We start from the raw sequence: 11,708 nt of genomic DNA, 5'->3' as shown, positions 1-11,708 counted from the left end.
GTTCGGTCAAGCGGTTATACAATTGCCGGGCGAGGGAAGGGAAGAGCCGTGTTCCACAACCCCCTCCAATTGGAAGCCTTGGAAACCATTGGTGTTTTTCGGAAGTCCCCTAGGGGCTGTAGTGACCTGGGTTTTGGTTACGCCGTGGTCCGGGCGGGATGGCCGGCATTGGTCTGCGCTTCGGCACCGGCCCAGCACGCTGTTTGCCTCGTTTTCCTTCTCGACGGCGCCGCTGCCGCATTCCTGTGCTGGACGAGGACATGGTTCGCCGCTCCGCTAACGCGCTGAATGATATGGAAAAGCAATTTCAGGGCTCGCGCGTGACGTGCACTTCTCAATCGCTTCCGCTCAAAACTTCGGCAGAGTCCTGAGCGCCAAAAAGGCGCTTTGATTACATAATGAGCAAAATAAAAGTATGATTGTTTTGTGTGCAGTTTCGACTTGCGCGGCACCGGAATAAACGCTTGGATACAGTCTATCCGCACAAAAAACTCCAGGGGGACGACCTTTCATGATCTCGCGCAGACTGCTTTCAAAACTATCGGCCGTCGCGGCGCTGGCGCTTGCTGCCGGCTTTTCCATGCCCGCCGGCCAGGCCGTGGCGCAAACCGCGGTCAAGTTCACGCTCGACTGGAAGTTCGAAGGCCCGGCCGCCGGCTTCCTGCTCGCCCAGGACAAGGGTTACTTCAAGGCCGAAGGCCTCGACGTCACCATCGACACCGGCAACGGCTCGGTCGAGGCGATCCCGCGTGTCGCGACCGGCGCCTACCAGATGGGTTTCGGCGACATCAATTCGCTGATCAAGTTCCTCGACGAGGATCCGAACCAGAAGATCAGGGCTGCGATGATGATCTACGAGCGCCCGACCTTTGCGGTCGTCGGCCGCAAGTCGCTCGGCATCACCACCGATCCGAAGTCGCTGGAAGGCAAGAAGCTCGGCGCGCCTCCTCCGGATGGTGCCTTCGCCCAGTGGAAGGCTTTCAAGCAAGTCGCGAAGATCGACGATTCCAAGATCACGATCGAATCGATCGGCTTCCCGGTCCGCGAGCCCATGCTCGCCCAGGGCAAGGTCGACGCGGTCTTCGGTTTCGCCTTCTCGGTCATCCTCAACTTGAAAGCCCAAGGTATCAAGGATGACGACATCGCCACCATCCTGATGGCCGAACACGGCCTCAACCTCTATGGCAACGCGGTGCTGATCAACACCGATTTCGCCGCCAAGAACCCGGCTGCCGTCAAGGGCTTCCTGAAGGCGCTCGCCAAGGGCTTTGCCGATGCCGTCGCCAAGCCGGAAGAAGGCGTTGCCGCCGTCTTGAAGCGCAACGAGACGCTCAACAAGGATATCGAGCTCGAGCGCCTGAAGATGGCGAACTCGATGAACATCAGGACCCCTTACGTGGTCGCCAACGGCTTCGGCGGCATCGACCCGGCGCGGCTCACTGCCTCCATCGACACGCTGAAAGTCTCCATGGGCCTCAAGGGCAACGTCAAGGCCGACCAGGTTTTTGACGCCAGCTTCCTGCCGGCCAAGGAACAGCGGATGCTGCCCTGATTGGATATATCTTCTCCCCTCGGGGAGAAGATGCCCGATAGGGCAGATGAGGGGGAGGAGCGTAGCGACGCCTTGAGCGAACAGCGAAAGGCGGAATCTGCGGCAACCGCCCCCTCATCCGACCCTTCGGGCCACCTCTCCCCGCTGGGGAGAAGAGGAAACAAGCCGCCAGCAACGGAGACCAAATGCCCCACCTCGTTACCATCGACAATGTCGACATGCGCTATGGCGGCGTGGCCGGCACGCTTGCCGTCTCCGGCCTCACCATGAAAGTCGGCAAGGGCGAGTTCGCGGCCGTCGTCGGCCCGTCGGGCTGCGGCAAGTCGACCCTGATGAAACTGGTCACCGGCCTGCACATCCCGCAGAGCGGCGTAGTCATCGTGGCGGATAAACAGGTGACCAAGCCGGTCTCGATCGTCGGCATGGCCTTCCAGAACCCGACCATGCTGCCCTGGCGCACCACGCTCGACAACATCCTCCTGCCGCTCGAGATCGTCGAAAGACACCGCCACCGCCTGCGGGCCAACAAACGAGAATATGTCGAAAAGGCCGAGCACCTGCTTGAAACTGTCGGTCTCAAGGGCTTCGGCTCGAAATTCCCCTGGCAGCTGTCCGGCGGCATGCAGCAGCGCGCCAATCTCTGCCGGGCGCTGATCCACGAACCCGAACTCCTGATGCTCGACGAACCTTTTGGCGCGCTCGATGCCTTTACCCGAGAGGAACTGTGGTGCGTCATCCGCGACCTGCATGCCGCGCAAGGCGTCACCATCATCCTCGTCACTCACGACCTGCGCGAGGCGACGTTTCTTGCCGACCGGATCTTCGTGATGAGCGCCCGTCCCGGCAAGGTGCTGAAGGAACACACCGTGCCCTTCGCGCGGCCCCGCGATCTGGAAGTCATGTACGAAAAGGCCTTCAACGACATGGTGCATGAACTGCATGGCGAAATCGCCAGCGCGAGGGTTGTCGCATGAGTGTGCTGACCGAAAACACCGTGACGCCCGCCAAGCCGCTTGCCCATCACATCAACTGGGTGAAACTCGCCCCCTGGCTTTACACGATCGGCCTGTTCGTTCTCTGGGAACTGCTGGTCATCGTGCTACAGACACCGCCCACCATCCTCCCGGCGCCGTCGCGCGTCTTTCAGGCGATCGTCCAATACTGGTCGCCGATTTGGAAGAACTCGCTGCAGACGCTTTATACGACCACCGTCGGTTTCGCGATCGCCGTCGTCGCGGGCCTGGCGATCGGCCTCTTCATCGGCTGGTCGAAGGCGATCTATGCCGGGCTCTATCCGCTGATGATCGGCTTCAACGCCATCCCCAAGGTGGCGCTCGTGCCGATCCTGGTCATCTGGTTCGGCATCGGCGCAGTCCCCGCCATCCTCACCGCCTTCCTGATCTCCTTCTTCCCGATCGTCGTCAATGTCGCGACAGGCCTTGCCACCATCGAGCCGGAAACCGAGGACGTGCTGCGCGCGCTCGGCGCGAAGAAGCTGGACATCATGCTGAAGGTCGGCATCCCGCGCTCCATGCCCTATTTCTTCGGCTCGCTGAAGGTGGCGATCACGCTCGCCTTCGTCGGCTCGGTCGTCTCCGAAACCGTCGCCTCCAATTACGGCCTCGGCAACATGATGAGCTCCGCCCAGAGCCAGTTCAACGTGCCCCTTGTCTTCGCCGGCCTCTTGATGCTCGCCGTCGAGGGCATCGCCATGTATGCGCTGATGGCCTGGATCGAGATGCGCATGACCGGCTGGGCACACCGCTCCTCCATGTCGCAGTGACGCTTTGTGTCAATAAAGGCCATTTGACCTTTACATAAAGACCAAATGAACTACATTTGGTTTCGACGCAAAGGAGCTTCTGATGGCGGTCACGGCAAGGAAAGAACAGGCGGAACAGCTGACGGCGGTTGCGCTGAAGGCGTTCGGCAATGTCGTCGCCGAATGGGGCGTGCCGGTGAACGAGGCGGCAGCACTCGCCGACATGTCGGAAAGCACCTGGAAACGTGCCCGAAAACCCGGTTATTCCGGTGGCCTCACCAAGGACCAGATGCTGCGCCTCAGCGCCGTGATCGGTATCTTCAAGGCTTTAAAACTCTATTTCAGCGATCCGATCGCCACCAGGTGGATGACGCTTCCGAACGAGGGACCGCTGTTTCGCGGCGCCCGGCCTATCGATACGCTGATCGACGAGGGGCTGCCGCAATTCCTGGCAGTCCGAAACTACCTGGATGCTCTGCGGGGCGGCGCGTGATCGTCACGCCGGTCAGCGACCGGGCCCTGGTGCGGCTGATCCCGGCGACCTACCACAAGCCGCCGAGCCTGCGCGGCCTGGTGGATAGCGACGAGGAACTGGCGATCCTCGCCGAGATCGAGGGCATGACCAGCGCCCGCCTTGCCGCCGAGCGCGGATTGAACCTCTATCTCGACCGCCGCGAGCTCGCCTGGAAACGCCGCAAGCACGACCTGCAGGTCTATGGCAACACGCATATCAACGCGGCCTTCACCTACACGCGAAAAGGCGGAAACCGCTTCAACGACGAGACCCGCGGCGCCTGGTACTGCAGCTGGGACACGATGACCTCGCTCGCCGAGGTCGCCTTCCACAAGACGCGGGAACTGAGGTTCATCGGCCTCTTCGAGGAGACCGCGCGTTATGTGGAGCTGCTGGCGGATTTTATCGGCGAGTATCCCGACATCACCGACGAGAGAGACCACCCGGCGCTCGATCCAGATCCGGCGATCGGTTACCCTCAAGGGCAGGCGCTGGCCGAAAAACTGAGGCGCGACGGCCACGACGGCCTGATCTATCCATCGGTGCGCCACGATGAGGGCCGCTGCCTCGTCGCCTTCGAACCGACGGCGATCCGCAACGTCCGCCCCGGCGCCTCCTGGGACATCGTCTGGTCGGGCAGCGAGGAATACGACCTCAAGGCCGTGTGACGCCGACCGCCGAATCGTTTTTCGTAATAATTTGGGCATCGGGGCCGGCTTCCTCGTGAAAAGCCGGCCCCGATGCATCCTTTCCTTCAGGTCCGCTGCGTGACCGGTTCGTCCGCACCGTGAGGAGCCGGAGGTCCGCTCTCACCGGAAACGTCGCGGGTTTCTACCTGAGGGTCTGGAATCTGTTCCGGCCGTCCGTCGTCGGGGAATTTGTCGCCCGGGAATTTGTCGAACGCGAGCTTGACGTCCCGGGTCAGGTCGCGGCCCGTTTCCCACCAGTCGCTGCTTTTCGTCCAGTAGCGCAATGTCAGCTTGGCGCTGCCGGCATCGAATTCGGCCACGTAGACGGTCGGCGCCGGATCCTTCAGCACCCGCCTGTCGCCGCTGGCGATCGCCATCAGTTTCGCCTGGGTCCGACCGATATCGCGGTCGGTGCCGATGCTGACCGAAATCTCGTTACGGCGCGTCTTCAGCCGGCTGTAATTGGTGATCGGCACGTTCCACAACGTCGAGTTCGGCGCCAGCCGGTAGACGCCGTCGGCAGTCCGAAGTTCGGTCGCAAACAGCCCGACATCGACGATCGTGCCGGTGACGCTGCCCGTCTCGATGCTCTCGCCGACCCGGAATGGTCTGAGTACCAGCAGCATGATGCCAGCCGCGATGTTCTGCAGCGTGCCCTGCAGCGCAAGGCCCACCGCAAGGCCGATCGCGCCCAGCGCCGCGAGCACCGAAGCCGTCTGCACCCCGAACTGGCCGAGCACCATCACGACGACGATGACGAGAATGGCGTAACGGATGATGTTGGAGAAGAATTGCGACAGCGTCGCGTCGATGCCGTGGATGCGCGACAGGCCGCGATAGGCCCAGCGGCTGATCAGGCCGGCGGCCATCCAGCCGAGGATGAGGAGAACGATCGCGCCGACGGCGGAGAAGGAATATTGCACCCCCAGCGCGCTCAACTGAGCGAGCGCCGCCCTGGTCGCCACAACGAATTCCGACGCCTGGTCCATCCGGCGGTCTGCTCCTTCTTCGGTTTCGCCGTTAATTGGCGCAGCAGGCCGCGAGGTCAAGGGAAAAATGGAGGTTTCCCGCCTCCAGCTAAACAATTAGGAAAATTCAACTTTCAGGTTCAAGGCGATATTTTTAGCGGGAGGATGAAGGACGCCCGGCCATCGGTCTCGGCGCCGCGGCCTATTCCCTTGATAGCAGCGATCAGCCGCCCATTGCGGTCGAGCAGCCGGTCGCCGATCTCGATCAGCCGCGTATTCGGCGTCGCATGCGGCGCGACGCTGCGCAGCCTCGCAGCCAGCGCGAAATCGTCTTCCTCGGGGTGCAGCGAGAGCGCGGCGATCACCGCCGCCGCAGGCGAGCGGGAGACGCCCATCCAGCAGTGGATGACGATCGGCGCCGACTGGTCCCAGTCGCGCACGAAGGCGATCAGGCTTTCCACATGCGCCTCGCTGGGCGCGATCAGGTCGCCGGTGCCGGCAAAACCGATATCGTTCATCGCCAGCTTCAGGTGACGGTCGGCGGAAATCACGCCCGGCCGATGAAAGTCCTGTTTTTCGGCGATCAGGCTCACCATTTCGCGCGCCTTGTGCCGGACGGCGGTTTCGGCGATGGCGGCGAGAGGGCAGACGACGATCGCGGTCATGGCGCCTTGCCCGCGCGTTCGGCCTCGATCGCATGGAATCGGTCGAGAAAAAGCCGTTGCGCGTTAGGCGCCGGCATAGGCTGGATCGGCAGCATGTCGACGGTGATACCGCGCGGCTGGCCGAAGAATTTTCGCGCCTCGGTCACCGAGAAACCGGCAAGTTCCGTGGCCTCGAAAAAGGCGGCGATCGTATCGGCCTTCTTGATCAGCGCCTTGAGTTCGCGGCTCGGATGCGGCGGCAGGCCGAAGCGCAGGTGGATCGCCGCCTCCAGCCGCTGCTCGACCGCCTTGTAGCCACCGCCGACCACCGATTTGAACGGCGAGATCATGTCGCCGATCACATATTCCGGCGCGTCGTGCAGCATGGTCATCTGCAACGCATCGGCCGTGCAGGCCTCGTTGCAACGGCGGAAGATTTCTTCCACCACCAGGCAGTGCTGCGCGACCGAAAACGCATGGTCGCCGCGCGTCTGGCCGTTCCAGCGGGCGACGCGGGCAAGCCCGTGGGCGATGTCGTTGATTTCGACGTCGAGCGGCGAGGGGTCGAGCAGGTCGAGCCGCCGTCCCGACAGCATCCGTTGCCAGGCGCGTGGCGCCGTCACTGCTGGGCTCACGTCTCGGCCTCTTCAGCCTCGACCGGGAAGGAGAGCCCGCTCCAGGCGGGAAGCGTCAGGCTGACGGTGACATCGCCCGCGGAAAGCGGTACCCCATGCGCCAAGGCGTCGCCAACGCGGTCGATGCGCACGATCGCCAGCCCCTTGTTTCCGGAGGCCGATCCGAGGGTACCGACCGGCTTGCCGCCGGCCAAGATCTCGGTGCCGGAAGCGGGCAGGGCGGCCTCGCCCGAGACGATCGCCACCCGCCGCCGCGCCGTGCCGCGATGCTGCATGCGGGAAACGACTTCCTGGCCAACATAGCAGCCCTTGCGGAAGGAAAGGCCTTGCGTCTGGTCGAGCAGCACGTCATGCGGAAAGGCGTCCTGCAGCGCATAGTCATGGCCCGACATGGGGATGCCGGCTTCGATGCGCAGCGAGTGATAGGCCGCTTCCGGCCCGTCACCCAGCTTGCCGGGCGCACGGGTCAGCGCGATGCCCGCCTTGGCAAAGGCTGCATCCTTCACAGTGCCCTTGTCCGCATCCTCGCCCCAGAACACAGTAACACCGCCTTCCGGGCCGGCAGCGATGTCGACCGCGGCGCGCAGCTTGTACATGGTCAGCCGGCGCATCAGCGCCTCGCGCTGGGCCGTCTCGGCCTCGATGAAAAAACCGTCGCTCTCGCGCCAGACCAGAAAATCGAACAGGATCTTGCCCTGCGGCGTCAACAGCGCCCCCGGCCGGGCTTCGCCTTCAGGCAGCCCATCGATGTCGGTGGTGATCAGCCCCTGCAGGAAATCCTGGGCATCCTTGCCGGTGAGGCGGATCAGGCTTCGCGAGGGAAGGAAGGCGGCGGGCATGGTGAAGATATCCGGTTGTTCTGAGACTGAGAGTTAGTTCTTCGCGACGGCGGCGGCAAGCCATGCCGTCCGGTTGGATGATAAAGTTCATGGGTGATGAGGGGGGTAGCAACGGTTCGGCAAATGCGGTGGCGGAAGAATATGCTGAGAGGTTCCCCCCTGCCGGGCATCTCCCCCTCAAGGGGGGATTGTGCTGCGCCGTCCTGCCCGCCATCGATGCGGGGCCAATCTCGTCGAAGGCTGGTAATTGGAGAGAAATGGGAAAAACGCCCGGCCGGTTGGTTCGCTCGACCGGGCGGAAGTATGGAAGTCAGTTATTTGTGGCGTGGATGATGATCTTTCCCAAAGATACCTTTGGTGCATCTACGCCAATGTGCGCCGCGTTTTTTGCAATCCAATCCCTGGCCATGCTGACACTCTCATCGATGCCTGCCTTGTCCTGGCACACGGTCATCGATAGCCCCCCGTCACTTTCAGTGCTTTGAGCCAAGGTGTAGCTCACAAATCCTTTTGTTGAGCGCAGAAGCTTCTCGATCTCTGCCTTGCGCTCTTCCAGGAGTGAAAACAGCTCTTTTGAGCCCTTGCCTGTGTAAGTCCTTACGACGACGTCCATAATGGGTTCCCTCATCTGGCGAAGGCGTTCACTATGCGAACGAAGGCGTTCACTCTGTGAACGCGCGTTGTGGCGAGCATCGATCCAAGCCGACGGCTCCGGTCCTGCCGACCAACATGCTGGTATCCCCTTTTATACTTCATTCGCAGATCGACCACGAGCTAAAGTTGGCGCGGTCATCGTGAAGCCGTGCGTTGTTTGCAGTGGACCGTGAGTTGCTGTGGGTAGCATTGCTGCATAACGCGGGAGATGTCACCGAAGGTGACAGGGGTAGCAAGTGCGACAAATGCGGCGATAGCGGTTACGATCCCGCTTCAATCGCCGCCGGAGAAGAATTTCCATTTGCCGTCCGGGCTGATGCCGGCGCGGAAGAAGTTGTAGTTGCCGTTCTCTTCCATGCCGGCGAGATCGCCTGCCGTCACGATGCGCAACAGGTCGACCCGTTCGGGCGGCGTCAGCGTTGAAAGCTGCTTTCCCGCGAAATAGGGCCAGACATAGGCCTCATCCGGCGTGCCGACGTCGAAATGTGCAGCGCCGGTGGACAGGATGTCGAGCAGGATGGCGAGGATTTCCTGGCCATCCGCATCGCCTGAAAAACTCTTCAGCGTTTCGATCGGATCTTCGAATTCGCCGTTCATCACCTGCGTCTGGGTCGTTCCGGTTCCCATCAGGGCGCGCAGGCGGGTGACATCGCCGGAGGCCGCGGCCTCGACGAGCTGCTCGCGCATGTGCTTGACCGGCGCCGGCAGCTTGGTCATGTCGCGAATGATTTCCGCCGGTTTATCGTCGGCGGGCGCGGTTTTGGCGGCGTTGGGGTCCGCCGGGGGAGCGGTTGTCTTGGTGTCGCCGGCCTGTGCCGAGCGATTGATCGCAGGACCCGGCTGCGGCAGTGTCGTGCCTTCGAAGGCCTGGAGGATCGCCCGGCTCTGGGCCTGTTCCGGCTGGCTAGGCTCGTCGCCCGGGCGCAGCTCGGGCAGCGCAAGAGCCTGACCACCGACCGCCGCAGCAAGCACGGTTGCCGCCGAAAGGCGGATGATCAATTGGGCTATCGTCGTTTCCGCCGCATTCCGCACGGGAAACCTCTATCGTTTATTGAACAGTGCGCTCGGGGGAGAATTCGCCGGCGAGCATGCGGCTCTTGAGCGAATCGAGCATGGCCTCAGCGCCTATTTCCCCATGAATGCGGATGGTTTCCCGCATGGCAAGTACCAGAGCTGCGTCGGCGATGATTTCCGGCTCGATACCGTCGGCACGGCCGTCTGCCCATGCCTCACTCTGATATTCCAAGGCAGCCTGCATCTTCTCATGCACAATCATGTCGTCGATGTCGTTGCGGCCTGTCTGCATTCTGTCGTCCTCGGTGCCCGTTTAATTACTAGCCCGTTAAAAACTTTATCAGCCTTTTATCAAAACGACACGGCCTCCTGCCAAAAGAGGTAAATAATCCTCTAATTTCCGAAGCGTGCGGCGATTTCTGTCGCAAGTGTTGCGCCTTCGATACGATAACGCTCCTCGGCGGTCCTTGCCGCATCGGTGCAGGACGTATGCACGGATGCAAACGACCGATACCCCCGGTTGAAGGCCGCCGTCAACCTCTCGCGGCGTTTCGGTTCGGTGCCGGTATCGGCATCCAGCAACTGCTGCATCGAGGCCCGCCATTCGGAGGTCGGTGCGCCGCAGAGCGTGCGCAGATACTGGATGGAGCCGAGCACTTCGGCGAGGCGCGTCAGCTGCACGTCATAGGGCGCCGGCTTTTCCTCGACCGGCGGGGGAGGCGGTGGCGCCGTCGGCTGCTGTTTCGCCGGCTGGGCGGCAAGCGGCCCCGCAGCCAGCAATGCCGTCAGGATTGCCAGCAGCGTCAGGCAGCCAAGGCGCGGAATGAGCTTCATGAACGGATCTCGAAAGGGCGCGATTGCATGTGTCTTAGCGGGCATTGATCTCCGCCGCCAGCCTCTCGGCGCATTCGAGCACGCTTGCCGGCACGGCCAGGCCACGGATCTCCTCGACCGTATACCAGCCGGCATCGGCCGCATCGTCGGCGGCGATCGCCTGGGCCTCGGGATCGGCCTCCACACGGAAAACGGACAGGAAGAAGTGTCGCCTGTCCTCCTTTTCGCTCTTCAGGTCGTAGGTTGCGAAGAGAACGGGGTTGCGCACCGGAATGCCGGTCTCTTCCAAAAATTCCCGCACCGCCGTCTGGTCCGGCGTCTCGCCGGGTTCCGCCCGCCCGCCCGGAAACGCGAACAGATCCATCGACGGCGGGTTCACGCGCCGAATCAGCAGAAACCGGCCATCGCGTTCGAGAATGGCGGAGGACGCGGCTTGGGGGGCGGGGGGCATGTTAGGCCTTTCGCTGCGTCTTACGCTGCACTCAACGTCGGAATCTTGCTGACGTCCACCTCGCGTTCCGCGTGCCAGGCGTCATGGGCGGCCTGCATGCGCAGCCAGATCGCCGCGCCATCGCCGAACATCTTGCCGAGTCGGGCCGCGACATTCGGCGAGACGGGCTTGCGCTCGCGCAGGATGTCGTAGAGCTGCTGGCGGGAAATGCCTAAAAGCTCAGCGATCTCCACCTTCGTCTTGCCGGTCGCCGGGATGATCTCCTCAAGCAGTGCGCCGGGATGCGACGGGCAACGCTGGATCGGCCTTTTTACTTCATATTCCGCCATCGATCTCATCCCCAAAGTCTGTCGCCCTCAATGATATTGCTCGAAATCGACACGGGCGGCGTCCTTGCCGTCGAATTCGAATGTGATGCACCATGGCCCGTTGACGTGGACAGTATAGCGGGTCGGATCAAAGCCGTGCAGGGCGTGAAAATCAAACCCCGGCAGGTTCATATCCTCCGGTCGCTCGGCCGCTTCGAGACGGTCCAGCCGCACTAGGATCCGCTTGTGCATCTTTGCGTCGATTTTACCCGTCTTGCCGGTCTCGAACAGGGTGGCCAGAGCCTTGTTCCTGAAGGATTTGATCATACGACATGTAAGTATATCGCTTACACGCCGTCAAGATGTGTAAGCAGATAATTTACATGGTCGCCTCACGCCCTACGTCGGGGAGAGATCGTGCAGATTTCGGTTTCCATTGTTCAGGTCATATGAAAACCTGGCCGGTATGACACTTCCTTCAAGCCTACATCTCCCATGAAAACCTACACCCTCTACTTCCTCGCCGCCCTTGCCGAGATTGCCGGTTGTTTCGCCTTCTGGGCGTGGCTCAGGCTGGAAAAACCGGTCTGGTGGCTGGTGCCGGGCATGGCGTCGCTGCTCGTTTTCGCCTGGGTTCTGGCGCTGGTGCCGAGCGAGGCGGCGGGGCGCACCTATGCAGCCTATGGCGCGATCTATATCCTCGCCTCGATCCTCTGGCTCTGGGCCATCGAAGCCCGGGTGCCGGACCGATGGGATATTCTCGGCGTCACGGTGTGCCTGATCGGTGGGGCGATCATCCTGTTCGGCCCCAGGAGCGCATGACATCAACGCCTGATCGGCGCTT

The 11,708-nt window shown here is 62.2% G+C and carries 17 protein-coding genes; 6 read left to right on the top strand and 11 right to left on the bottom strand.

What is annotated here, in order from left to right:
• Positions 1–511 precede the first annotated feature (511 nt).
• The 5 genes from ABCW43_RS05080 to ABCW43_RS05060 all read left to right on the top strand — a co-directional run bounded on the left by ABCW43_RS05080 (position 512) and on the right by ABCW43_RS05060 (position 4,496).
• Entirely contained in the window at positions 512–1,552 is a 1,041-nt protein-coding gene (locus ABCW43_RS05080; RefSeq protein WP_345922379.1) for an ABC transporter substrate-binding protein, read from the top strand.
• Positions 1,553–1,737: 185 nt separating this feature from the next.
• Positions 1,738–2,526 carry an ABC transporter ATP-binding protein gene (locus ABCW43_RS05075; RefSeq protein WP_345922378.1) on the top strand — a complete coding sequence of 263 codons (789 nt, stop codon included), beginning with the start codon at positions 1,738–1,740 and terminating at the stop codon, positions 2,524–2,526.
• A complete protein-coding gene (locus ABCW43_RS05070; protein WP_345922377.1) occupies positions 2,523–3,335 on the top strand; it encodes an ABC transporter permease in 813 nt (270 codons plus the stop codon). Before ABCW43_RS05075 ends, ABCW43_RS05070 begins: the two co-directional genes overlap by 4 nt.
• A gap of 82 nt (positions 3,336–3,417) precedes the next feature.
• Positions 3,418–3,807 (top strand): MbcA/ParS/Xre antitoxin family protein, encoded by a 390-nt coding sequence (locus ABCW43_RS05065; RefSeq protein WP_345922376.1) that lies wholly within the window; start codon positions 3,418–3,420, stop codon positions 3,805–3,807.
• A complete protein-coding gene (locus ABCW43_RS05060; RefSeq protein WP_345922375.1) occupies positions 3,804–4,496 on the top strand; it encodes an RES family NAD+ phosphorylase in 693 nt (230 codons plus the stop codon). The genes ABCW43_RS05065 and ABCW43_RS05060 overlap by 4 nt, the downstream gene beginning before the upstream one ends.
• An 86-nt stretch (positions 4,497–4,582) precedes the next feature.
• On the opposite strand, the gene ABCW43_RS05055 is transcribed toward ABCW43_RS05060, so the two are convergent.
• From ABCW43_RS05055 to ABCW43_RS05005, 11 genes are all read right to left on the bottom strand, one after another.
• On the bottom strand, positions 4,583–5,506 hold the full coding sequence (locus ABCW43_RS05055; protein ID WP_345922374.1) for a mechanosensitive ion channel family protein: 924 nt from the start codon (positions 5,504–5,506) through the stop codon (positions 4,583–4,585).
• Between the two features lie 119 nt (positions 5,507–5,625).
• Positions 5,626–6,150 (bottom strand): tyrosine phosphatase family protein, encoded by a 525-nt coding sequence (locus ABCW43_RS05050; protein WP_345922373.1) that lies wholly within the window; start codon positions 6,148–6,150, stop codon positions 5,626–5,628.
• Entirely contained in the window at positions 6,147–6,725 is a 579-nt protein-coding gene (locus ABCW43_RS05045) for a YfbR-like 5'-deoxynucleotidase (RefSeq protein ID WP_345923352.1), read from the bottom strand. Before ABCW43_RS05045 ends, ABCW43_RS05050 begins: the two co-directional genes overlap by 4 nt.
• Before the next feature lie 35 nt (positions 6,726–6,760).
• Positions 6,761–7,603, bottom strand: a complete 843-nt coding sequence (ygfZ, locus tag ABCW43_RS05040) for a CAF17-like 4Fe-4S cluster assembly/insertion protein YgfZ (protein WP_345922372.1) — start codon at positions 7,601–7,603, stop codon at positions 6,761–6,763.
• 310 nt (positions 7,604–7,913) lie between these two features.
• The gene (locus ABCW43_RS05035) at positions 7,914–8,216 is read right to left on the bottom strand and encodes a hypothetical protein (protein ID WP_345922371.1); all 303 of its coding nucleotides are present in this window, start codon (positions 8,214–8,216) and stop codon (positions 7,914–7,916) included.
• A gap of 314 nt (positions 8,217–8,530) precedes the next feature.
• Positions 8,531–9,289: a hypothetical protein gene (locus ABCW43_RS05030; RefSeq protein ID WP_345922370.1), complete on the bottom strand. Its 759-nt coding sequence runs from the start codon at positions 9,287–9,289 to the stop codon at positions 8,531–8,533.
• Positions 9,290–9,305: 16 nt separating this feature from the next.
• Positions 9,306–9,563 (bottom strand): hypothetical protein, encoded by a 258-nt coding sequence (locus ABCW43_RS05025; protein WP_345922369.1) that lies wholly within the window; start codon positions 9,561–9,563, stop codon positions 9,306–9,308.
• Between the two features lie 101 nt (positions 9,564–9,664).
• Positions 9,665–10,105, bottom strand: a complete 441-nt coding sequence (locus ABCW43_RS05020; RefSeq protein WP_345922368.1) for a TIGR02301 family protein — start codon at positions 10,103–10,105, stop codon at positions 9,665–9,667.
• 34 nt (positions 10,106–10,139) lie between these two features.
• The gene (locus ABCW43_RS05015) at positions 10,140–10,556 is read right to left on the bottom strand and encodes an NUDIX domain-containing protein (RefSeq protein WP_345922367.1); all 417 of its coding nucleotides are present in this window, start codon (positions 10,554–10,556) and stop codon (positions 10,140–10,142) included.
• 20 nt (positions 10,557–10,576) lie between these two features.
• Positions 10,577–10,885, bottom strand: coding sequence for a HigA family addiction module antitoxin (locus ABCW43_RS05010; protein ID WP_345922366.1), 309 nt, complete (start codon positions 10,883–10,885; stop codon positions 10,577–10,579).
• A 27-nt stretch (positions 10,886–10,912) separates the two neighbouring features.
• Positions 10,913–11,191 (bottom strand): type II toxin-antitoxin system RelE/ParE family toxin, encoded by a 279-nt coding sequence (locus ABCW43_RS05005; RefSeq protein WP_007752652.1) that lies wholly within the window; start codon positions 11,189–11,191, stop codon positions 10,913–10,915.
• Positions 11,192–11,359: 168 nt separating this feature from the next.
• On the opposite strand from ABCW43_RS05005, the gene ABCW43_RS05000 reads away from it, so the two are divergent.
• Positions 11,360–11,686, top strand: a complete 327-nt coding sequence (locus tag ABCW43_RS05000) for a YnfA family protein (protein WP_345922365.1) — start codon at positions 11,360–11,362, stop codon at positions 11,684–11,686.
• The last annotated feature ends 22 nt before the right edge of the window (positions 11,687–11,708 follow it).

The organism is Neorhizobium tunisiense (assembly GCF_039631515.1).
GTDB lineage: Bacteria > Pseudomonadota > Alphaproteobacteria > Rhizobiales > Rhizobiaceae > Neorhizobium.
The sequence above is the reverse complement of the archived record's forward strand: the minus strand, read 5'-3'. Positions and strand labels throughout refer to the sequence as shown.